The sequence below is a fragment of the Streptomyces natalensis ATCC 27448 genome, assembly GCF_000935125.1.
GTDB lineage: Bacteria > Actinomycetota > Actinomycetes > Streptomycetales > Streptomycetaceae > Streptomyces > Streptomyces natalensis.
On sequence record NZ_JRKI01000056.1, the window covers coordinates 73,405 to 94,506 of the forward strand.

The window sequence follows — 21,102 nt, forward strand, 5'->3', positions numbered from 1 at the left end:
TTGCGGCGCGCGGCGGCTCAGCCCGGGTGCGCGCCGGTGGACACCGGGCGGGACGGGTCGTTGGACCACTCACTCCAGGAACCGACGTACAGCGCGGCGGGAATTCCGGCCACCGCCAGGGCGAGCACCTCGTGGGCGGCGGACACACCGGAGCCGCAATACACCCCGACCTCGGCATCCTCGGTGGCGCCCAGTGCGGCGAACCGCTTGGCCAGCTCGGACGCGTCGCGGAAGGTGGTGCCGCCGTCGACGACGTTCTCGGTCGTCGGCGCGGACACCGCACCGGGGATGTGCCCGGCGACGCGGTCGATGGGCTCGACCTCGCCCCGGTAGCGCTCGGCGGCCCGCGCATCCAGGAGGACACCGCGGCGCGCCAGGGAGGCCGCGTCGTCCGCGGTCAGCAGCGGCAGCGAGCCCGGTACGGGGGTGAAGTCACCGCGTTGCGGAGTCACTTTGTCGATACTCAGGGATCCGCCGGACGCCTGCCAGGCGGCCAGGCCGCCGTCGAGCACCCGGACGTCCGGATGACCCGACCAGCGCAACAGCCACCAGGCGCGCGCCGCAGCCCAGCCCTGGCCGCCGTCGTAGGTGACCACCGGACGGTCCGCGCGGACCCCGGCGGCCCGCATGGCCTCGGCGAAGACGGCCGGATCGGGCAGCGGGTGGCGGCCGGCCGGGCCGGGCGGCGAGGCCAGCTCGCCGTCGAGGTCGACATAGACCGCCTGGGGCAGGTGTCCGGCCTCGTACTGCGGGCGGCCGGGCGGGCCGCCGAGCTGGTAGCGGACGTCGAGGAGCAGCGGGGCGGCGGAGGACGTCAACTCGCTCGCGAGTTCGGTAGCGGTGATGATGGCATTCATGGCACTCATCCTTGCGTAGCGATGGCTACGTACAGAAGGCGGCGGCCCACCCTCCGTATGACGGAGTTGGGTGAGGTGACGCCATCACCGAAACGGATGCCGACCAGCAAAACGGGCATTCTCCCTCGCGAACGCGCCAAGGACGGCGCGGCCGGGGCGCACAGCAGGTCACCGGGTGCGAGCATCTGCTCGGGCCCCGCGCCCGTCCCCCCCATGGCCAGCACCCCGATGCCCCGAGGAGTAAATGACGATGACGACCGAGGCAGCGACCCGGCGGATGCCCGGCGCGCCCTGCTGGGTGAGCCTTCTGGCGCACAGTCTGTCCGCGACGCAGGAGTTCTACGGCGCGCTCTTCGGCTGGGAGTTCCGCCCCGGGCCACAGCACTTCGGTCCCTACGCCCGCGCCTACCTGGACGGCCAGGAGGTGGCCGGGATCGGCGAACTGGCTCCCGACCGTCATCTGCCCGTCGCCTGGACCACCTATCTGGCGAGCGAGGACGCCGACGCCACCGCCGACCAGATCCGCTCCTGCGGCGGGACAGTGGCCGTCGGACCGCTGGACGCCGACGACGCCGGACGGATGGCGATCGGCTCCGACCCCCAGGGCGCGATCTTCGGCATCTGGCAGGGCAGGTCGATGCGGGGCACCGCACTCAGCGGCGAACCGGGCACCCCCGTATGGAACGAACTGGTCACCCAGGAGACCGGCGTGGTCGAACCGTTCTACGAACGGGTCTTCGGGTTCGAGTCCGAGCCCGTGGGCCCCGCCGATTTCGACTATCTGACGCTGCACATCAAAGGGCACCCGGTGGCGGGCATGCACGGCGTGGGCACCGCCGCGCTGCGCGACCGCGGCCCGTACTGGATGACGTATTTCGCCGTCCCGGACACCGACGCCGCGGCGCGGCGGGTCACCGAACTGGGCGGACGAGTGCTGCGGCCGGCGCAGGACAGCCCGCACGGCAGGCTGGCGGCGGTCGCCGACTGCGAGGGCGCCGCGTTCACGATCATCCAGACGCCCTGACGGACCGCATCGGCGGGCCGCAATGAGCGGGCGGCAGCAGGCGGTAGCGGGCGGGCCGTACCGGGCGAAACGGACGCCTGGTGGGAGCCGAGCAGTGCCGAGAGGGCGGCGCCGACAGATGGTGAGGAGCGGTGCCAGCGCTCGTCCAGGGTGAACTCACCGCTGCCGAGGACGCCTTCGGGGCAGGCCGCCGCCGTAGACTCCGCCAGTTTCTGTCCGGCGGATCATGTGACCACTAGGGTCCGACGATGGAACGCGTAACCGACGTGCCCGAGAGTCGTGTCCGCTGCATTACGCGACCACGGTGCCCTCGTCACCGGCATCGACGCCAGCGCCGGGATGCCTGCGCCGGCCAGGTGGCGGCTCGGTGACGACGCGGCCCCGCACATGGCCGACCTGAACGACCGTCTGCCGTTCGCCGACGGTGCGTTCGACGACGTGGTCGCGTCGCTGGTGCTGCACCAGTCGCTGGTGCTGCACTATCTGGCGGACTGGGGGCCGACGCCGGCCGAGATGCGGCGCGTGCTCAGGCCCGGCGGCCGGCTGATCGCGTCGGTGAAGCACCCTTTCGTGGCCTACGCGTTCCAGGATCCTCGGCCCGACTGTTTCGCGACCACCTGCTATACCTTCGACCGGACGTTCAACGGGCAGTCCTTCCCGATGAGGTTCCGGGAGGTACCGCCGTCGGCTGCGGGCTCGGACGGCCAGCTCAGGACACGCTCCCCGCCGGCTGCTCCCGACGCCCCTCGGCCTCCCTCTGCATCACCGGGCCGTTCGTCTCCTCAGAGCCTCGACGGACCAGTCGATCACCGGCTCCAGGGGTTCCGGGGCCGGCCAGCCGTTGATCACGGCGAGCAGGGCGACGTATCGGTCCTTGCGTGGATCGTTCGCGGTTTCCAGGCGTTGCAGCAGCCAGTCCCGCAGCGGGGCGTCGTCGGGACGGCCGGTGGCGAGCGCACACCCTGCGGTGAGCGTCGCGACCACCGGATCGGCCTGCGGTGAGTCGGGGTCGATGCCGGATGCCACGGCAGTCGCCACAAGATCGCGGGTGACGGCGATGACGTCCGGGCGGGGCGGTGCGGCGGCGCGGTCAGGCAGGTCGGCCATGTGGCCTTCGACCAGTCTCCGCACACCGGCGCGAAAGCCTGCGTCCAGGGACAGCTCCGCCAACTCCACCCACGCTTCGATCTGTTCCTGCGTGGGGTTGTCGGGTAGTTCGGGCGTCATGGAGCGGCGGATCGCGGCATGGCCTGCCTCGCTGTGGCTGCCGTCGAAGACGGCGTCGAGGAATGCGTCGGTCGAGCGGCGCCTCTCGGCTTCGGACAGCATGGCGAGCCGGTACATGCGCCCCATCTCCTCGAAGGTGGGCTCGCGTCTGGCCGCAGTGGTCAGCACCGCTTGTCGCAGACGCAGGGTGTTGATCTGTACGTCCAGGGCGGCGGAATGTTCCGCGGCGACCTGACTCAGCGTCAGTTTCCGATCGGTGACGTGCCGGATCACGTCGAGGCCGAGGCCCAGCTCGCGCAGCGTCCGGACGAGGGCCGGGCGGGCGATGGCGTCCGGACCGTAGCGCCGGTATCCGACGGGGCTGCGATGGGCCGGCGCCACGATGCCGCGGTCGGAGTAGAACCGGATTTTCTTGACCGTCAGCCCGGTACGCCGGGCCAGTTCGCCGATCGAGTAGAGGGTGTCGCCGTCCATGGCCCCACCTTGATGTCTCCCTCCAGAGGAGAGTCAAGTCCGGGCACGAGCTGTGGACAGCATCGGCGCTCATGGCCCTGACGAAGCGGTGGACTTCCCGTGTTCTCCTGATGGATGGCGGCGATCGCCTCCTCCTGCTGTGCGGCCGTGATCCGCGGAGGCCGGGGGCAAGGTGGTGGTTCACCGTCGGTGGCGCTGTCGAGGAAGGCGGCTCCGCAGTGACCTACAGGAGCGTCCCGCCGTAGCGTCCGATCCAGCGCGCATTCAGCGGTCGGCGATCGCCGCGGTCGCGCCGCTCACGGAGCGCCGTCCGGTGGCGGAGACGTACGGGGCCAGAGGCCCTTCGAGGCATCGTCCGGCTCACAGATGGTGCTCGTCCATCAGGCGCATCAGGTTCCGCTTGCGTTTTTGGGCGGTCCGCAGGGCGGTGACGTACCCGGTGAACTGCTCAGGCGATTCCAGGCGGCGGTGGCAGTCCCGGATGCTCAGCAGCAGGCTGACCAACTGCTCGTAGACCGCGTTGCCGGTCTCCTTGGTCAGCGGCTCGGCCAGGCGCAGGTAGACGCCGAGCGCGTCGGCGGGGCGGGTGGCGCGGGCCTGGTCGGCGAGGGTGAGCCACTGTCGGTCATGGGCGCCGGTCTCGGTGGCGGCCTGCCAGGCGGCGTCGACGTCCTTGTCGTCGAGCAGGGCGTCGACCAGGACAGGGCCGCCGTACCAGCTTTGTTGCCGCTGTCCCGCGTCGGCACGCAGCAGGGCCAGCGCGCCCTCGCGCTCGGCCGGCCAGCAGTCCGCGGCCCGGGCAGCGGTGCGCAACTGCTGGTACGTGGGCAGAGTGCGGCGGGCGCCGAAGTGGTCGCGGCGCAGGGCGACGGCGTCGGTAAGCCGGTCCGCGTGCGCGTGGCGGTCGCAGAGGTAGTCGACGAGGGCGGTGTCGACGGCAGCGAGGTCCCTGGCCTCCCGGACGCCGCGTTCCGCCCAGCGCAGGGCGTCGCCGGGGCGCCGGGCGATGTCCAGCTCGCGAGCGATGACCAGGTGCGTGTGACCGTTCGGTGCGAGGTCGGCCGCATGCACCGCAATCACCGCATCGACGTCGCCTCCCGCCTTGGCCAGACGCTCCATCAGGTACTTCTCCGCCCAGCCGCGGCGGTTGCCCTGCCACGCCTCGACCGCCAGCTGCCGCAGGACGGCCACCCCCGCTTCGCCGAGAACGTCCTCGTAGTCGAGCGGATCGATGTCGGTGAGGCCGTCGTCCGACTCGCCGAGCGCATGGCCGACCAGCCAGCGCGCGAGCTCGCCCGGGTCGGGGCGCGCCGCACGGCACGCGTCGAGATGGGCGTCGGCGAGGCCAGTGCCCACCTGGCCGAGCCATCCGTCGGAGTCGTCGACGCTCTCCACCGCCTGGGCCAGCAGCTTCATCGCCTCCCGCACCAGGAGGATCGCGTCGGCTGCCCGTCCGGAGCCGGTGAGCGTGCCGATCGCCGACACCGCCTGCCCGGCCTGGTCCGCGTAGGCGCGGGCATCGGCGTACTCGACGTACCCGTACTGTGCGAACGGGCCGATGTCGAGCAGTTCACGGATGCGGGCCCGGACCGAGGCGATGTCCCCACGGGTGCTCGCGGCCCGCAGCTCCAGACGGCGCCGCAACTGTCGGTCCTCGCCGATCAGTTCCTGCACCAGAGCAAGCAACTCGTCCTTGGACCGTGCGGACAGCCACCCGTCGAGGTCCTGTGCCCGGTCCCGCGCCGCTCTCCGCTGCCGCGGCAGGATCTCCGGCCGGGCGAGCAGCGTCAGTCCGAGGGCGACCAGGTGCTTGCAGAAGTTGCCCTCAAGGCCATACGGGCAGTCGCACTCGCCGGACAGCCCGCCGGCCCCCTCCAGGGACAGCTCCAGCTCGTACCGTTCCGTGCCGTGGACGCTCGCGGTGATCCATCCGTCACCGATCTCGACGCCGGACACCGCATCCAGGTATCCGCGCCCGCGCTCGAAGGAACGGGCACCGGCCAACGACTTGAGGTTCGCCTCGGTGAGGCCGCGCATGGTCTCTTCCACCGTGCTCCTGGCTCTGTCCATTACGGTAGCCAGCTTATGTCCGATAGTGAGTCAACCCGGCAGCCAAGCAAGGTCCGTACCGCGCGCTGCGCGCCGGGCCATAATGGCCGGCCCACTGACTGGGTTGCAGGCGCTCCTCCAGCAGCCGGGGCAGCCCACCACCGACGGCCCCCGGAACCGGCCGTTCCTGCCCCGGCACGGAAACGGTGAGGGAACCGGCCCCCGAAACGACGGGAAACGCCAAGGGCCCTTCGGGCCGCGCCCGGGTGGCTCGCAGCGGCGCTGAGCTCCGACCAGCACAGCACAGGTCTTTGACCCAGATCATCGAGGCGCGCAGCCGGAGGCCCGCGTGCATGAGTGGTGCGAAGACTGGCCCGGCGCCCGTTCGTGATCGGATGCCTCGCCCGAGCCGCCCTCGTCATCCACCAGATCACTGGACGCGACGGTTCGAGAAGCCTGGCGGAACGACAGTTCTCCTGGTTCTCGACCTTGTGCTGGACGGAGTGCCCACGACCGCCCTCACACGCGGATATACCACCCACGGGTTTTGAGCAGCCGCGCGAGCGGCACGTAGAACAGGAACAGCCACAACAATGCCCACACCATGCTTGCGAGCGGCGCAGGCATCCAGGAGGCAAGGCCGACATCGGCGAACACGCTCCACACCGATCCCTCCTCGCCGTGGTACCGGACCGGAATGTAGTTCAGCGTGTCGGTGACGAGTTCGGACAGGACATAGAAGAACAGCGGGTTGCGGCCAAGAGCCACCAGCGTGTCGCCCACGGGCAAGCGCCCCCGACGGGCAGCGGCGGTCACACCGGTGCAGGCCGACGGCAACCATCGTCCGAGGCGGCTCCCCGCGCCGGACCTGGCAACACCGGCCGGGCTGTGGGGAGAAGGCCACAGCCCGCCGTCGAGCGCCAGTAGGACCAGGCCAAAGCCAATGGTCGTGATCCCGATGGTCACGAGGGCGTATGACGGAGTCCACAACTGTTTGCCGATCGGGATGACCAGGCCCAGCGCGAGGCCGGCCCCGACGCACATCACGCCGACGGCGAGCAGAAGGGACGCACGCCGGCGAACGCCGGCGGTCACGCCGTAGCGACGCTTGTTCCGGACGATGTCCATACCGACGACAAGACCTGCCCAGCAGTTGACCACTGCCACCAGCGTCGACATGAGACCTTCTGGGTCGAACTTGCCGCCGTCGAAGTTGTGCCCAACACCCCACATGTTCGTGTCGATGTAGGCCTCGAGCGAGCAGTCCGGGGCCAGTACGTGGACGTCGGCGCATTCGGGCCACGGGTTGTGAAAGGTGTACGTCGCCACGATCCAGACGGCGACGCACGTGAGGGGGAACCCACCCAGCAGGAACGTCCGGGCCAGGGAGCGGACAACACGGGACCGCGTACCAGCGGGTGTCGCAGCCTTGCCCTCGGAGCCTGCCGGGCTGCTGACGGGCAGCATGGACCAGGCGCACGTGAGGTACAGCAGCGATACCGCCAGGTATACGACGGCCAGTCGCTGTAGCACACCGACGAACCGCAAGTGCTCCAAGATCTCGGGCAGGAACGGGAACGCGTTGAGGAACATGCCGATCGCGTACAGAAGGGTGGCGCGGCGCCCGATGCGCAGCAGATGAGGCCGTCTGTCCGGTCCGCCCGGCTCGTGCATGGCCGACGGCCGGAGAAAAGTCGACATGGACACCGGCACTGCCATACCCATGGCGAACAAGAACCCAGGAAAGACCAGGTCGGCGACCGTCAGCCCAAAGCCGTTCGCGTGCAGTACGGCAGGGGCAGCGATCTCCGCCACCTGGCTGCCGATGAAGAGGCGCAGGACAACGACGGACCCGCGAGACGCGTCCAAGGCCTTGAGACGCCGGCGGGCAGGTACGGATTCCGGCCCCTGTCCCACCGGCTGCGCCGTCGAGGCGTCAACAGCGGTCGGAATGGCGAAGGGAATGGCCGCCGACGCCTGACCCGACACGGCACCATCGCCTTTGCGACCGTTGTAGGCATCGATCCGCGAAACAACGCGACTGCCCACGGTCCCGCTCATCCAGCCCATGCGCGCCTCTGATTCATGCCAGGCCTTCCCTTGTGTGGACCGTTTCACCAACGCTGGGCTTGGGGCGTGCTGGTCTGGATGGTGGCGCCTTTCGTGACGAAGTAGAAGTCTTCGTCTTCGATGTCGGCGCGGCTCTGTTCACCGATGTACAGATCGAGGTGCTTGACGTCGTCGCAGCCGATGCTGCACAGGTCATCGACGCGCCAGTGCGCGGATTTCACGCGCGTGCAGACCTCACCGGGCACTCCCGGACCGCAGTCGGTGACGCGGATCTGCGTGCCCGTTGAAAGATGGTTGGCGGCGACGGACTGCCAGGGCACCAGGGCGTTGTCGTGGGAGCCCATCGGGGGAGTACGGGTCGCGAAGTAGCAGTGCCGGTCGAAGTCCCAGCCGAGATAGTCCCCACGGGCGGTTTTGCCGAAGCCCTCCAGTCTGACGCGCTCCAGGTAGTCGGCAGGGAAGCTGTACGGCAGGCTTTGGCCGGCGCAGACCTGGCCGCGGATGCTGCGCCGGGGGCCGTGATGGTACGCCTCGCTGGGAGTGAAGTAGACGGTGAGGGTGTATCCCCCCTGGGGGACCGTGTCCGTCTGCGGCAGATCGATGGTGTTCAGCCGGTGATGCAGCCGCAGGCCGGCGTAGCCGAGAGCGGCGAGAACCAGCAGGCCGCACGCCAGGCGCAGCAGGGTCCTGCCGCGCGGGGTGCGCGGGCGGTGTTCCGGTGGTGCGGGCGCGGTGGGTGGAGGGGCGTCCAAGTGCGCGGCCATGGATGGGGTCTACTCCGGGCGGGTTGCAGGGGCAGGCCCTGACATGGCGTCATCTGCGTTGACGGGGCCGGTGCGTGCGCCACGGCCCGTCGGCGGGTTCACTACAGGCCGCCCTCGAAGACGCTCTCGTCGTCCGTGTCCTGTGCCTTGCTCGACGGTCGTGTCCTGCACCTTGCTCGACGGTCAGGCCGCGGGCTGCCCGCCGACACTCTGGCATGAGCCCCTCGAACCCTTGGGCAGCGAAGCGGGCCGGGTCGCCGAAGTCGCCCCATTCGCCGCATCCGCCGTCAAGTCGCGTGGCTGCGGCTCGCTCCTGCGGGGGAATGCCCGCGCGCCATGGAAACCGCTCGCAGACGATCTTCCTAGCATCCGGTGCCGTGAGCAACGAGCTTCTCAGCCCGCCGCGTCCGCAGCCCACCCCATCCCTCTTCGACGACCCGCACGGCCACCGCCGCAGGCTCGTGACCGCCGTGGGAGCGGTGGTGTGCCTCTTGTGCCTGTGCATCCTCGCGGTGGCCGGCAGCGTGCTGTACGCCGACCCCAGGGCGCCTGCAATGAGCCCGGTCGAGGCCGTCGGCACGACCCCCGTGCGATGAGGGCGGTCTCGCCCCGCGGGCACTGGTGGGTCCTGGCCGGTGTCCTCACGGTGTTCCTGGCGGCCCTGTTCCTGGCGACCTCGATCCTGCGCGGCGTCGGTGAACCGGGCACCGACCAGGACCAGGAGCCGGACGGCCTCGTGCCGCATTCCGTGTCCGGCGGCGGACCCGTCGTCGACACCCGAAGCGGCTCCCCGGTCAGCCTGGACGTGCGCCCAGGCACGGTGGCGCTCACCTTCGACGACGGCCCGGACCCCACCTGGACCCCGCGGATCCTCCAACTGCTGGCCGCAAAACATGTACCGGCGACGTTCTTCGTCATCGGCCGGCACGTGGTCGAACGCCCCGGGCTGGTCCGCGCGGAGACGGCCGCAGGACACGAAGTCGGCCTGCACACCTTCACCCACGCCGACCTGGCCACCGCACCGATCTGGCAGATGCGCCTGGAGCTCGCCACCAGCCGTGCCGTCCTGGCCGGAGCCACCGGGACGAGCACGACGCTCCTGCGGCCGCCGTTCTCCTCCATGCCCGACGCGGTCAACAACCGTGACTGGCACGCCGCTTTGCGCACGGGTGCGCTGGGCTACCTGACCGTCCTGTCCACCCAGGACGGTCTCGACTGGGAGGCACGCAACGCCGAAGACATCGTGCGCGACGCCGCGCCGCAGGACGGCCGAGGGGCCGTCGTCCTCCTGCACGACGGCGGCGGCGACCGGTCCCGGACCGTCGCGGCCCTGGGGCGGCTCATCGACACCCTCAAAGCACGCGGATACCGCTTCACCACTGTGACCAAGGCAGTCGGCCTGCCGCCCCAGGCAGCCTCGGCCACGCGGCTCGACCGCTGGTACGGCACCGCCCTGATCGGCCTGATTCAAGCAGCCGTCACCGTGCCCCCCGCTGCCGCCTGGCTGCTGTACGCGGTGGCCCTGCTGACCACCGCCCGCCTGCTCTTGCTCGCCGCGGCGGCGGCCGCACACCGAAGGCGCACCGGAAAACGGGCTTTGCCCCAACCCCTGCCCAGCGTCTCCGCCGTCATCCCCGCCCACAACGAGCAGGCGACCATCGCCTCCTGCGTACGCGCTCTGCTGGACGGCGGCTGTCCCGACATCGATGTCGTCGTGGTCGACGACGGCTCGACCGACGACACCGCGGCAGCAGCCCGCACCGTGACGGACCCCAGGGTGCGCGTCGTGACCCAGCCCAACCGGGGCAAGCCCGCCGCCCTGAACGCAGGCATCGCGCACGCCGCGCACGAGGTGATCCTCATGGTCGACGCGGACACCACGATTGCCCCGGGCGCGGTGGCACGCCTGGCCGCCTCTCTCGCCGACCCGTCGGTCGGCGCGGTGGCCGGCAACACGAAGGTCGCCAACCGCAAGGGCCTGCTGCCCCTGTGGCAGCACCTCGAATACGTCATGAGCTTCGGCCTGGAACGCCGGCTGTTCGACCTGGCCGGCGCCAGCCCGACCGTTCCCGGAGCCATCGGGGCCTTCCGGCGATCAGCCCTGGCCTCCTGCGGCGGCATCAGCGCCGACACCCTCGCCGAAGACACCGACATCGCCATGGCCCTGTGCCGGGCCGGCTGGCGCGTCGTCTACCGAAGCGACGCACACGCCCGCACTCACGTCCCCACGACCCTTGCCGGCCTTTGGCACCAGCGCCACAGATGGGCCTACGGCACCCTCCAGTCCATCTGGAAGCACCGGCACGCCGTCAAGGAAACCGGCATCGCCGGCCGCCTCGGCCGCCGCACCCTCCCCTATCTGCTGCTGTTCCAACTCGCCCTGCCGCTCGCAGCACCCCTCATGGACGCCGCCGCCCTGTACGGGCTCACCTCCGGGACCACGCCCGTCCCGGCATTCACCTGGGCCGTCTTCACCCTCGCCCAACTCGCCCTCGCCGCCTACGCCCTGCGCAAGGACAACGAGAGCCTGCGCCACCTGTGGCTCGTCCCGCCCCAGCAGATCCTCTACCGCTTGGCCCTGTGCCTGGTCACCATCCACGCCCTGGTCACCGCAGCACTCGGAGCCGGCCCCCGGTGGCGGAACCCCTCCACAACCCATGCGGAGGCACGGGCGCACCCAGCAACGGCGTAACCACCCGTCCCAGGCGTTCACCGATACCGACTCCAGCTCTCCCGCTCTCCCGCTCTCCCGCTCCCCAGACGGCCCGCTGCAACGTAGTCGCCCACCCGAGCAAAGAAGGCGATGCTCTTCTTCCTCATCGCGGTCGCCCTGTCAGCACCCTGGGCCTGTGCGGTCGGTGCCGCTCTCCTCGTCATCTCGGTCATCGTGGGCCGGTGACGCCGGAGAGCGCCACGCCGAGCCACCGGGAGCCCAGGCGAGCGTGACGGTCACCCGCCCGCTTCCGGCTGTGCGGTCGTGGGTGAAGTTGCGTTCACGTCGGGCATCGCCATGGCAGGGGGCCTGGCATGGCGCGTCTGATGGGGGATGCCGCAGAAATCCTTGGGCATATCCGCCCCGGTGGAATCCGGCCGGTCGCCGCGATTCATGTTCGGGAAATGCGCGACCGCGTCCGAGTACACCGTGAAGAGCATGCCGGCCGGCCAGCGGCGGGACAGCCGAGGCAGACGGGGGACGGCCACCAACCGTTATAAGGATCAGGCGGGTTCGGGTGATGAGCTTGCCGAGGCTCGCGCCGACGACGCGGGTCAGAGGACCTGGTTGACGAAGGAAAACCCGAGGCCCACGCCGAGCGTGGTGAATACGCCCTGCCGATGGTCGCCGGTGAGGAGAAGTCCGAGGTATCCGACGGCCAGGGACCGACCGGGTGATCGTCCCCTGCGACTACACACGGGCCGCCTGCGAAGCGGACCGCTGGGGCGGCGGCACCTGGGGACCCCGGGTCGCCTTCGCGGCCAAGTCCCATTTCGTGCGTGAACCGATCGGCACGGCGTCAGCAGCCGAGATGGCCACCGCTCTTGAGCAGCTGCACAAGTTCACCGCCGTGGGCGGGGCCAGCGGCCTCCTCATCGACGCCCTCGGCGGCGCCGTCAGCGACCGGCCCCCCGGTGCCACCGCCTTCCCCCACCGGACTGCCGTCGGCGTCGTGCAATACCACTCCTACTGGCACCAGTTCACCGACCGCACGCACATCGACCGCAGACTCAAGTGGCTGCGCGACATCCATGCCACCATGCAGCCCCGCCTGGGGATCGGCGGCTACTCCAACGGCGTGGATCGCGAACTCAACGACTGGGCGGTGGCCTACCACGGCGAGAACTACCCAAGGATGCAGCGCGTCAAGGCCGCCTGTGACGCCGAGCAGCTGTTCACCTTCCCCCAAGCAGTCACGCCGGGCAGGCCGGTTGCTGAGCCTGCCGCCGACGATCAGAGTCCGAAGGCTCCGCAGCGAAATCGCGGCGATCGTGCATGAAGCCGGGGAACGGGGGGCCTTTTGCCTGATGGCATGGAGAGTGTGGTCGAGCCGGGTGAGCAGGCCGCGCTGCGGCTGCATCGGCGTACGGCGGCACTCGGTCGGCAGGGATTTCGTGGCGGTCCGGCGCGGTGGCGGCCCGGTGTTGTGCATCGGACTACGGCCGTCCTCGGCTTTCAGTCTCCTTGCGGTATCCGTGCCCGACCCCGACACCATTGCCGACCAGCTGCACGATGCAGCACCGCACCTCACCCCCTCGGCTGGTCGCGCACGGGGCCTGCCCCACAACGCGAACCTGCGGCCAGGCGCGCGCGCCGGCCTCAGTCAGAGGTGACCGGCAGCACATCGGGCGACAGCGCCGCCGCTCGGGCCGCAGCGCTCGTCATCCGCCTACGGTGATGGCGTCGGCACAGGACCTCGTACCCGACCTCCTCCGCGGGCATGTCCACATCCCCGACCACCACCTGCTCGCCCTCGACCACCATCTCGCCGCCCACCGTGCGGGCATTGTGAGTGGCCCGAGCGCCACACCAGCACATCGCCTCGACCTGCAACGTCTCCACCCGGTCCGCCAGCTCGATCAGCCGTTGAGACCCCGGGAAGAGCTTCGTACGGAAGTCCGTGGTGATGCCGAAGGCAAAGACGTCCAGGGCAAGATCGTCCACGATCCGGGCCAGCTGGTCGATCTGGTCGGGCGCGAGGAACTGGGCCTCATCCACGATGACGTAATCGACCTTGCCGCCGTACGTCATCTGCTCCACGAGGTACCCATAGAGGTCCATCCCCGGGGCTGCCTCCACCGCATCCGTCACCAGCCCCAGACGCGACGACAGCTTCCCCTCACCCGCACGGTCATCGCGCGTGAAGATCAACCCCTTCAGCCCGCGCGCCGAGCGATTGTGCTCGATCTGGAGCGCCAGAGTCGACTTTCCACAGTCCATCGTCCCGGAGAAGAACACCAGCTCGGGCATGGGAAGTAGCGGGCCTTTCGGGCTCGTTGGGAGGGGACGGACAGGGGCCGCAGGGGTCAGGTGCGGACTTCCAGGAGGGGCACCAGCTGCTCGGCCGGGGTCATCGAGCCGTGCAGGCCGACCATCGAGGACTCCCCCGGTTCGCGTTCGGAGGCGATGATGGCCATGTCGGCGTGCGCGACGGCCACCACATCGCCGATCCGGCCGCGTACCCGGTCATCGACCCGCGGGCCGAACCATCCGGCGGCGATGGCCTCTTCGCGGCTCGCCACCCACATCTGCTCGCCGACCACCTCGCGCCAGATGGCCAGCACATCGCCGGCCGCCCCCGGATGCGCGTACACATGCCGGGCCCGGCCCTCGCCGCCCAACAGGCGTACGCCGGCGCGCAGTTCCCAGTCCTCGTCGAAGTCGATCCGGGACTCGGGGCCGAAGGGAATGTCGATCATGCCGTGGTCGGCGGTGACGTACAGGACGGAGCGCGGCGGGAGCTGCTCGGCCAGCCGCTCGGCGAGCCGGTCGACGTACTGGAGCTGTCCGCGCCAGGCGTCCGAGTCGACGCCGTAGCGGTGGCCCTTGCCGTCGACCTCGGAGTAGTACGTGTAGACCAGCGAACGGTCACCGGCGGCGAGCTGCTCGGCGGCGAGGTCCATCCGCTCCTCGCCGGAGAGGCGGCCGTGGAAGGTGCCGCCGCTGAGCGCCACCTTGGTCAGCGGGGTGTGCTCGAAGTCCGGTGCGGAGACCTGGCAGGTGTGGATGCCGGCGGCGTCGGCCAGCCCGAAGACGGTCGGGTAGGGCTGCCAGACGTACGGGTCGGTCCACGGGCGCCAGCGCAGCTGGTTCATCAGGGCGCCGGTGGCCGGGTCCTCGCAGAGGTATCCGGCCAGGCCGTGGGCCCCCGGGGGCAGGCCGGTGCCGACCGAGGCGAGGGAGGTGGCGGTGGTGGCGGGGAACCCGGCGGTGAGCGGGCGGCCGGTGCCGTTGCAGGAGCTGTCCAGGAGAGAGGTCAGGAACGGCGCCTCCTCCGGGTGGGCGCGCAGCAGTTCCCAGCCGAGTCCGTCGACGAGGAACACGCAGGCCCGGTCGGCAGGGGCCAGTTCCATCGAGGTGGCGACCTCGCGCACCCCCTGGCCTGCGACGATGGCGGGCAGCAGATCGGCGAGCGAACCCGTGCCGTAGCGCGGCACGGGGGCGGTGAGCGGGTCCAGGGGCGCCGGCTCGGGCCACGCGGGGGCGGTGTGGGCCATCAGCGGGTGCTGCTGGTGGCGGCGGTGGCCTCGGAGAGTGCCTGGGCGAACGCAAGGGTCTCGCGGACCGAGTCCGGTCCGTCGCCCGCCTCGCTGACCCGCAGCGAGAGGTCGTCGGCGGTGGAGGAGCCCGTGTAGCCGTGGTCCGCCTCGCAGTTGGGGTCGCCGCAGGCGGCGGGTTCGAGATCCAGGCGGGCGACGGCGCCCCAGCCGATGGTGAGGACGACCTCGCGGGGCAGCTGGCCGGGGGTGTAGGACTCGGGGTTGGCGACCACCCGGCTGAGCACCACGGACGAGATCCGGCCGAGCTTGACGGACTCGGTGGAGGTGGTGGCGTACGGGGAGGGGCTGGTGGCGTCGGCGGCCTGCTCGTCGGTGTGGCTGACGATGAAGCGGGTGCCGGTCAGGACCAGGACCGTGACATGGCGGCGGACCTCGTTGGCATCGAAGGTCGTCTCCTGGTGGACGAGGTACGACCCGACCGCCTCACCGCCCACCGCGGCCTGCACCGCCTCGGCAACGAGGGTCGGGTAATAGCCACTGCGCTCGATCGCCGCGCGCAGCCCCTGGGTCGTCGTACCGGTCTTAGCCATGGGGTCCATCTTACGGGGCGCACCGGCCCGCGAGAGCCTCAGTAGACGGGCAGGCGGCGGGGGCCGAGGTCAGTGGTGGCGGGCGGGCGGGCCAGGCGGACGGCGGCTCCCAGGACGGACAGGCCGTGCGGAGCGACAACGACCGGTTCGAGGTCGACGCCGACCACCTCGGGGTGGTCGTCGACCAGTCGTGACACCCGCAGCAGCAGCTCGGCGAGCGCGGTGGTGTCCACCGGCTGGGAGCCGCGCCAGCCGAACAGGAGCGGGGCGGCGCGGATCGACCTGATCTGGTCGGCGACATCGCGGTCGGTGGCCGGAATCAGACGGTGGGCGAGGTCACCGAGCAGCTGGGAGGGGGCGCCGGCCAGCCCGAAGGAGAGCACGGCGCCGGCGGCCGGGTCGATGGCGGCGCGGACGACCGTGTCCACGCCGCGCGGCACCATCGCCTGGACGACCGGCCGCAGCACCTCGGGCGAGCCGAGGAAGTCCGTCAACTCGGCGTAGGTGCGGCGCAGTTCGCGCTCGCCGGCGATGTCGAGGCGGACGCCGCCGAGGTCGGCGCGGTGGCGCAGATGGGGGGCCGTGGTCTTGAGGGCGACGGGATAGCCGAGGCGGGCGGCGGCGCGGAGGGCCGCGTCGGCGTCGGGGGCGGGCAGGGAGGGGCGGGCGTGGATGCCGTAGCGGGCGAGCAGGGCCTCGGCGTCGGCGGGCGGCAGCGCCACGGAGCGGCCGGCGGCGGGGTCGGGGGTGAGGCGGTCGAGCAGCCGCTCGATATCGGCTCCGGCGGCGGCTTCCTGGATGTCGTCGTACTCGGGGACGCGGCCCGGCTCGGCGGCGTCCCGGCGCCAGGCGGCGTAGCGGACTGCCTCGGCGAGCGCGCGGACGGCCCGCTCGGCGGCCGGGTAGGCGGGGATCCGGACGGGGCCGGGGCGGCGGGCCGGGGCCGGGGGTGCGGCCTCCGCCGCCGTCGGCGGGGCGGCCGAGGGCGGGGCCGGAGGGCGCGGCGGGTGGGGCGGGTACGGGGGCAGCGGGGGCCGGGGCGGGGCCTGGACGGAGGCGGGGCCGGGGTCGGCGGGCCGGGCGGGAGCGGGGTCGACGGTCCGGGCGGGGGCCGGGGGCGGGACGGGTGGCTGTGCGTCCCGGGGCGGCGCGGGCGGCTCGGGGGACGCCCCCGGTGCGGCAAGCGTCTGCGCGAGGTCGTCCATGGCCAGGTGCACGACGGCCACCGGCTTGGCCGGATCCGCCGCGGCGGCGGAGCGCAGGGCGGCGGCGAGCGCGATGCCCTCCCTGACGCCCGGAACGGCGCCTTCCCCTTCGCCGACCCAGGGGATGGCCGTGACGACCACGGCATCGCAGCCGTCACCCGCGAGCGCGGTGGCGAGCGCGGCCCGGAAGTCGTCCGCCGTCGCCCCGGGGGCCAGCACATCGGGACGCAGCGGACGCAGCCCTTCGGTCAGGCAGGCGTCGTACGTCAGCAGCGCGAGCGATTCGGAGTTGCCCAGGATGGCGATGCGCGGGCCGGCCGGCAGCGGCTGGGAGGCCAGCAGCAGCCCGGCGTCGATGAGTTCGGTGACGGTGTCGACGCGGATCACCCCGGCCTGGCGCATCAGGGCGGCGACGGTGCTGTCGGGGATACGGACCGTGGGCACCGTATGGCCCAGGGGGGCGGTGCCGTGGTGGCGCGCGCCCTTCGCGACGACGACCGGTTTGGCGACCGCCGTACGGCGCGCGAGCCGGGCGAACTTGCGGGGATTGCCGATGGACTCCAGATAGAGGATCACCACATCGGTGTCCGGGTCGTCGTACCAGTACTGGAGGAGGTCGTTGCCGGAGACGTCGGCGCGGTTGCCCGCCGAGACGAAGGAGGAGATTCCGGCGATGCCGCCGTCACCGGGGCCGCGCGCGTGCAGCCCGCTGAGCAGGGCGATACCGATCGCACCGGACTGGGTGAACAGGCCGATGTGCCCGGCGCCGGGCATCTGGGGCGCCAGCGAGGCGTTCAGCCGCACGGCCGGGGAGGTGTTGATCATGCCGAAGGCGTTCGGCCCGATGAGCCGCATGCCGTAGGAGCGGGCCAGGCGGAGCAGCGCGCGCTGGCGCTCGCGGCCGTCGGGGCCCGCTTCGGCGTATCCGGAGGAGAGGATCAGCACGCCCTGCACGCCGTGTTCGCCGCAGTCGCGGACCGCCTCGGGGACGCGGGCCGCGGGGACGGCGATGACCGCCAGATCGACCGGGTCGGCGATCTGGCGCAGGGAACGGACCGCGGGCACGCCCTCGGGCTCTAGGCGGTCCATGCCCTCGGGGAAGGCGTGGTTGACGGCATGGACGCGGCCGGTGAAGCCGGAGTCGAGGAGGCTGCGCAGGGCGGAGCGGCCGACGCCGCCGGGGGCGCGGCCCGTCCCGATGACGGCGACCGAGCCCGGCGCGAGCAGCCGCTGGACGGAACGGGCCTCGGCGCGCTGTTCGCGGCCGCGCATCACGGCCACGGACTGCTCGGTCGGCTCGAGGTCCAGCTCCAGCCGGACCACGCCGTCCTCGAAGGTGCGCTTCTGGGTGTAGCCGGCGTCCGTGAACACCTTGATCATCTTGGAGTTGGCGGGCAGCACCTCGGCGGCGAACCGGCGGATGCCGCGCTCGCGGGCCACCGCGGCGATGTGCTCCAGAAGGGCGGAGGCCACCCCGCGGCCCTGGTGGGCGTCCTGCACCAGAAAGGCGACCTCGGCCTGGTCGTCCTCGGGGTCCTTGGCGGGCAGGCCCTGGTCGTCGATCCGGTCGTAGCGGACGGTGGCGATGAACTCACCGCCCACGGTGGCGGCGAGGCCGACCCGGTCGACGTAGTCGTGGTGGGTGAAGCGGTGGACATCGCGGTCGGACAGCCGCGGGTAGGGGGCGAAGAACCGGTAGTACTTCGACTCGTCCGAAACCTGCTCGTAGAACGACACCAGCCGCTCGGCGTCGTCGGGGGCAATGGGGCGGATCCGCGCCGTGCCGCCGTCGCGCAGGACCACGTCGGCTTCCCAGTGGGCCGGGTACGCGTGGTCGGGCTGCGTCTGCATGCGGACAAGCGTACGGCGGAGCACTGACAACCGGCCCCTCCTGCGTACGCTCGGTCACATCGGAGCGCTGCCGGAGCACTCCCGGCAGCGTGCAAGAATGGTCTAGACAACTGTCACGCGACTTGAAGGGCATCACCATGGCTGAGCGCCGCGTCAATGTCGGCTGGGCCGAGGGCCTGCACGCCCGCCCCGCCTCGATCTTCGTCCGCGCGGCCACCGCGGCGGGCATCCCGATGACGATCGCCAAGCTCGATGGCACCCCCGTCAACGCGGCCTCCATGCTCGCGGTCCTGGGCCTCGGCGCCCAGGGTGGCGAGGAGATCGTCCTGGCCTCCGACGCCGAGGGCGCCGAGGCCACGCTCGACCGCCTGGCGAAGCTCGTCGCCGAGGGCCTGGAGGAGCTGCCCGAGACGGTCTGAGTCCGTCAGGGTCTCCCGCTTGCACTGTCCGCGACCCCGCGGCGGTGACCGGAAATGGTCGCCGCGGCGGGGTCGTTGTCGTGGGGTGGCGGGCGGAGATCGTCCGTCGCGGTGCTCCGGTACCGGAGCCGGCACCGGCACCGGATCTGGCACTGGCACTGGCACTGGCACTGGCACCGAATTCGGTACCGGATACGTATCGGGCTCCGGCCCCGGGGCCGACTCCGGGTGAATTTCCCGTACGGGCAAGCCGAAATTCCGGGCCGAATTACCCGGGAATCGATCGGGTGGAATTACCCGGCCCATTACGCGGCCCGGACACACGGCGCACACGGCCGCGCGCACCGCGCCCTTTTCCCCGTTCCGCTGTATCGCGCCCTTTCCCCGCCCCTTTGTATACAGACCGCATGTTAATTGCGGGCGCGCGCTGTGTTGACGGGCCGTTTCGCGTCCCTCACGGCAGGCGCGGCAGGGCGTCGCAGCCGGTGCACCGGGAGGGAGCGTTCGATATGAGCCGCCATCAGGGCGCGGGCGCGTTCCGCATCGCCCCGGGCCACCGCGTCCAGCACGGCGCCGTGTTCGTCCCAGGACTCGCCCGCCCGGGGCGCCCCTTCCACGGTGTACATCCACTCGATCTTCCGCCGCAGCTGGGTGAGCAGCGCCGTCAGGCTGGGGCTGCCGGCCGCCTGGGCGAGCGTCTCGTGGAACCAGCCGTCCAGTTGACGCAGGTCCGCGGCGTGACCGTGGCGCGCCCGCTCGCGGCCGAGCCGGACCAGACCGCGCAGCACCTTCAGATGCGCGGGACTGCGGCGGACGGCGGCGCGGGCGGCGCCCAGAGGCTCCAACACGGCGCGGATGTCCAGGAGATCGGCCGCCTCCTGCTCGGTGGGCTCGGCGACGCAGGCGCCCGCGTGCCGGCGCGTGGTGACGAAGCCCTCCGACTGGAGGGTGCGCAGCGCCTCACGGACCGGGACCCTGGAGACGCCGTAGCGGGCCGCGAGAATTTCCTCGACCAGCCGGCTCCCCGGCGCGAGCGCACCGGAGACAATGTCGTCGCGAATCGCCGTGCACACCGCATGCGCGGAAAGATGGCCTCGCATCGTCCGTGCCTCCGCCGTAATCCCCGGGAAAACGCCGCCGATCGGCGGGTTTTGAATGACTCTATTCGACGGGGACGATTTTTCCGATGGACTCCCGGAATTCATGGATATTTTTTGGCCAGGCGCACGAACGGCCGGTGGGTTCCGTCCGCTGTCCGCCGTCCGCCGCCGGTCCCTGCCGTCCGACGCCCGCCGGGTACGGCGAAGCCCCGGCGGGCGGCCGGGGCTTCACCGGGGTGCGGCGGCCTCAGACGTCGACGCCGTGCGCGCGCAGGTAGGCGATGGGGTCGATGTCCGAGCCGTAGTCCGGGCCGGTGCGGGCCTCGAAGTGCAGATGCGGGCCGGTGGCGTTGCCGGTGGCGCCGGAGAGCCCTATCTGCTGCCCCGGGGTGACGCTCTGGCCGACCGAGACCCCGATGGAGGACAGGTGGCCGTACTGGGTGTACGTACCGTCGTGCATCTTGATCACGATGTTGTTGCCGTACGCGCCGCCCCAGCCGGCCTCGACGACCGTGCCCGCGCCGACGGCGTGGACGGAGGTGCCGGTGGCGGCGTGGAAGTCTATGCCGGTGTGGCTGCCGGAGGACCACAGACTGCTGGATGCCTTGTAGCCGGTCGAGACGTAGGAGTCGGCGACGGGCGCGACGAAGGCGTTGAGGCGCTTGCGCTCCGCCTCGCGGGCCGCGCGCTGCTTGGCCTCGTGCTCCGCCTTGGCCTTCTTCTCGGCGGCCTCGGCGCGGCGTGCGGCCTCGTCGGCCGCGCGCTGGGCGACGGCCTCCGCCTTCGCCTGCGCGGCGGCGGCCTCGGCGGCGGCCTCCTGCGCATCGGCCTGCGCCGCGACGCGTCCGGCGAGTTCGTCGCCCATCACGACGGCCTGCTGGAGGCCGGTGTTCTCGGCGGGAGTCCCGGCGGAAGCGGCCAGCGCGGGCGCGGCCATGGAGGCGACGATGCCGGTGGCCGCGAGGGTGGCGGTGCCGGCTATCTTGCGGGTGCGGCGAGCCGTGCGGCTCGCACCACGATGTTTCCCGGTGGCACGGGTGAACGCCATCTGCTGGCTTGTCCTTTCCTTCCTTCTCGCCTACCGGGTTAGCTGACGGGTTCGGAGCAGGAAGGTCTCCTACGGGCCCCTCCGAAGAGGCGCCCGATTCACCCCAGGGGACGTGTGGGTCCCCGGCTCCCCTGGCTCGCGCCGTACGGGGACTCGGCGATGACTGTCCGGTGCCACTGTTGTGGCGGTCTTGTGACGAACAGCCGGACCG

General features: G+C 71.4%; 17 protein-coding genes, 1 pseudogene and 1 riboswitch. Of the genes and pseudogenes, 6 read left to right on the plus strand and 12 right to left on the minus strand.

The genetic code is table 11. The features are described from left to right. Positions 1 to 17: 17 nt before the first annotated feature. The gene (locus SNA_RS30175) at positions 18 to 857 is read right to left on the minus strand and encodes a sulfurtransferase (protein ID WP_030062984.1); all 840 of its coding nucleotides are present in this window, start codon (positions 855 to 857) and stop codon (positions 18 to 20) included. A 250-nt stretch (positions 858 to 1,107) separates the two neighbouring features. On the opposite strand from SNA_RS30175, the gene SNA_RS30180 reads away from it, so the two are divergent. Both SNA_RS30180 and SNA_RS40700 read left to right on the plus strand, forming a co-directional pair. Then, complete coding sequence (locus SNA_RS30180) at positions 1,108 to 1,881, plus strand: VOC family protein (protein WP_030062985.1); 774 nt, start codon at positions 1,108 to 1,110, stop codon at positions 1,879 to 1,881. A gap of 279 nt (positions 1,882 to 2,160) precedes the next feature. Continuing rightward, a pseudogene (locus SNA_RS40700) lies at positions 2,161 to 2,562 on the plus strand (class I SAM-dependent methyltransferase); the annotation flags it as partial. Positions 2,563 to 2,643: 81 nt separating this feature from the next. On the opposite strand, the gene SNA_RS30190 reads toward SNA_RS40700, so the two are convergent. The 4 genes from SNA_RS30190 to SNA_RS30205 all read right to left on the minus strand — a co-directional run bounded on the left by SNA_RS30190 (position 2,644) and on the right by SNA_RS30205 (position 8,465). Then, positions 2,644 to 3,582, minus strand: a complete 939-nt coding sequence (locus SNA_RS30190) for a MerR family transcriptional regulator (RefSeq protein WP_030062987.1) — start codon at positions 3,580 to 3,582, stop codon at positions 2,644 to 2,646. 360 nt (positions 3,583 to 3,942) lie between these two features. Next, the gene (locus tag SNA_RS30195) at positions 3,943 to 5,619 is read right to left on the minus strand and encodes an SWIM zinc finger family protein (protein WP_030062988.1); all 1,677 of its coding nucleotides are present in this window, start codon (positions 5,617 to 5,619) and stop codon (positions 3,943 to 3,945) included. 531 nt (positions 5,620 to 6,150) lie between these two features. Next, on the minus strand, positions 6,151 to 7,692 hold the full coding sequence (locus tag SNA_RS30200) for an acyltransferase family protein (RefSeq protein ID WP_157880149.1): 1,542 nt from the start codon (positions 7,690 to 7,692) through the stop codon (positions 6,151 to 6,153). Between the two features lie 53 nt (positions 7,693 to 7,745). Then, a complete protein-coding gene (locus SNA_RS30205; protein WP_030062990.1) occupies positions 7,746 to 8,465 on the minus strand; it encodes a hypothetical protein in 720 nt (239 codons plus the stop codon). A 377-nt stretch (positions 8,466 to 8,842) separates the two neighbouring features. Between SNA_RS30205 and SNA_RS43475 the strand changes: the two genes are divergently transcribed. Together SNA_RS43475 and SNA_RS30215 are read left to right on the plus strand one after the other, a co-directional pair. Next, entirely contained in the window at positions 8,843 to 9,061 is a 219-nt protein-coding gene (locus tag SNA_RS43475; RefSeq protein WP_037788379.1) for a hypothetical protein, read from the plus strand. After that, entirely contained in the window at positions 9,058 to 11,157 is a 2,100-nt protein-coding gene (locus SNA_RS30215; RefSeq protein WP_044367748.1) for a bifunctional polysaccharide deacetylase/glycosyltransferase family 2 protein, read from the plus strand. The genes SNA_RS43475 and SNA_RS30215 overlap by 4 nt, the downstream gene beginning before the upstream one ends. A 257-nt stretch (positions 11,158 to 11,414) precedes the next feature. Here SNA_RS30215 and SNA_RS42890 read toward each other — a convergent pair whose 3' ends face one another. Then, positions 11,415 to 11,606 carry a hypothetical protein gene (locus SNA_RS42890; protein ID WP_157880150.1) on the minus strand — a complete coding sequence of 64 codons (192 nt, stop codon included), beginning with the start codon at positions 11,604 to 11,606 and terminating at the stop codon, positions 11,415 to 11,417. Between the two features lie 245 nt (positions 11,607 to 11,851). Between SNA_RS42890 and SNA_RS30220 the strand changes: the two genes are divergently transcribed. After that, positions 11,852 to 12,457 (plus strand): BBE domain-containing protein, encoded by a 606-nt coding sequence (locus SNA_RS30220; protein ID WP_030062992.1) that lies wholly within the window; start codon positions 11,852 to 11,854, stop codon positions 12,455 to 12,457. Positions 12,458 to 12,777: 320 nt separating this feature from the next. On the opposite strand, the gene SNA_RS30225 is transcribed toward SNA_RS30220, so the two are convergent. Genes SNA_RS30225 through SNA_RS30240 form a run of 4 tightly spaced genes read right to left on the minus strand, consistent with a single transcriptional unit; the run spans position 12,778 to position 18,324 of the window. After that, positions 12,778 to 13,428: a thymidine kinase gene (locus tag SNA_RS30225; protein WP_030062993.1), complete on the minus strand. Its 651-nt coding sequence runs from the start codon at positions 13,426 to 13,428 to the stop codon at positions 12,778 to 12,780. Between the two features lie 56 nt (positions 13,429 to 13,484). Beyond that, positions 13,485 to 14,675, minus strand: a complete 1,191-nt coding sequence (locus tag SNA_RS30230; RefSeq protein WP_044367750.1) for an alkaline phosphatase family protein — start codon at positions 14,673 to 14,675, stop codon at positions 13,485 to 13,487. After that, positions 14,675 to 15,268, minus strand: a complete 594-nt coding sequence (locus SNA_RS30235; RefSeq protein WP_030062996.1) for a DUF5998 family protein — start codon at positions 15,266 to 15,268, stop codon at positions 14,675 to 14,677. Before SNA_RS30235 ends, SNA_RS30230 begins: the two co-directional genes overlap by 1 nt. Positions 15,269 to 15,306: 38 nt before the next feature. Beyond that, the gene (locus SNA_RS30240) at positions 15,307 to 18,324 is read right to left on the minus strand and encodes a bifunctional acetate--CoA ligase family protein/GNAT family N-acetyltransferase (protein ID WP_044367811.1); all 3,018 of its coding nucleotides are present in this window, start codon (positions 18,322 to 18,324) and stop codon (positions 15,307 to 15,309) included. A gap of 137 nt (positions 18,325 to 18,461) precedes the next feature. Between SNA_RS30240 and SNA_RS30245 the strand changes: the two genes are divergently transcribed. Beyond that, the gene (locus tag SNA_RS30245; RefSeq protein WP_030068958.1) at positions 18,462 to 18,743 is read left to right on the plus strand and encodes an HPr family phosphocarrier protein; all 282 of its coding nucleotides are present in this window, start codon (positions 18,462 to 18,464) and stop codon (positions 18,741 to 18,743) included. 410 nt (positions 18,744 to 19,153) lie between these two features. Here SNA_RS30245 and SNA_RS30250 read toward each other — a convergent pair whose 3' ends face one another. Next, positions 19,154 to 19,843, minus strand: coding sequence for a GntR family transcriptional regulator (locus SNA_RS30250; protein ID WP_030068957.1), 690 nt, complete (start codon positions 19,841 to 19,843; stop codon positions 19,154 to 19,156). A gap of 247 nt (positions 19,844 to 20,090) precedes the next feature. Then, complete coding sequence (locus SNA_RS30255; protein WP_044367751.1) at positions 20,091 to 20,891, minus strand: M23 family metallopeptidase; 801 nt, start codon at positions 20,889 to 20,891, stop codon at positions 20,091 to 20,093. Between the two features lie 13 nt (positions 20,892 to 20,904). Beyond that, positions 20,905 to 21,060: riboswitch (cyclic di-AMP (ydaO/yuaA leader) on the minus strand. Positions 21,061 to 21,102: the final 42 nt, after the last annotated feature.

What these genes read in the sequence shown, in the direction of transcription:
- SNA_RS30175 (WP_030062984.1), bottom strand. Translation starts at nt 857, where the DNA reads ATGAATGCCATCATCACCGCTACCGAACTCGCGAGCGAGTTGACGTCC.
- SNA_RS30180 (WP_030062985.1), top strand. Translation starts at nt 1,108, where the DNA reads ATGACGACCGAGGCAGCGACCCGGCGGATGCCCGGCGCGCCCTGCTGG.
- SNA_RS30190 (WP_030062987.1), bottom strand. Translation starts at nt 3,582, where the DNA reads ATGGACGGCGACACCCTCTACTCGATCGGCGAACTGGCCCGGCGTACC.
- SNA_RS30195 (WP_030062988.1), bottom strand. Translation starts at nt 5,619, where the DNA reads ATGCGCGGCCTCACCGAGGCGAACCTCAAGTCGTTGGCCGGTGCCCGT.
- SNA_RS30200 (WP_157880149.1), bottom strand. Translation starts at nt 7,692, where the DNA reads ATGAGCGGGACCGTGGGCAGTCGCGTTGTTTCGCGGATCGATGCCTAC.
- SNA_RS30205 (WP_030062990.1), bottom strand. Translation starts at nt 8,465, where the DNA reads ATGGCCGCGCACTTGGACGCCCCTCCACCCACCGCGCCCGCACCACCG.
- SNA_RS30215 (WP_044367748.1), top strand. Translation starts at nt 9,058, where the DNA reads ATGAGGGCGGTCTCGCCCCGCGGGCACTGGTGGGTCCTGGCCGGTGTC.
- SNA_RS30225 (WP_030062993.1), bottom strand. Translation starts at nt 13,428, where the DNA reads ATGCCCGAGCTGGTGTTCTTCTCCGGGACGATGGACTGTGGAAAGTCG.
- SNA_RS30230 (WP_044367750.1), bottom strand. Translation starts at nt 14,675, where the DNA reads ATGGCCCACACCGCCCCCGCGTGGCCCGAGCCGGCGCCCCTGGACCCG.
- SNA_RS30235 (WP_030062996.1), bottom strand. Translation starts at nt 15,268, where the DNA reads ATGGCTAAGACCGGTACGACGACCCAGGGGCTGCGCGCGGCGATCGAG.
- SNA_RS30240 (WP_044367811.1), bottom strand. Translation starts at nt 18,324, where the DNA reads ATGCAGACGCAGCCCGACCACGCGTACCCGGCCCACTGGGAAGCCGAC.
- SNA_RS30245 (WP_030068958.1), top strand. Translation starts at nt 18,462, where the DNA reads ATGGCTGAGCGCCGCGTCAATGTCGGCTGGGCCGAGGGCCTGCACGCC.
- SNA_RS30250 (WP_030068957.1), bottom strand. Translation starts at nt 19,843, where the DNA reads ATGCGAGGCCATCTTTCCGCGCATGCGGTGTGCACGGCGATTCGCGAC.
- SNA_RS30255 (WP_044367751.1), bottom strand. Translation starts at nt 20,891, where the DNA reads ATGGCGTTCACCCGTGCCACCGGGAAACATCGTGGTGCGAGCCGCACG.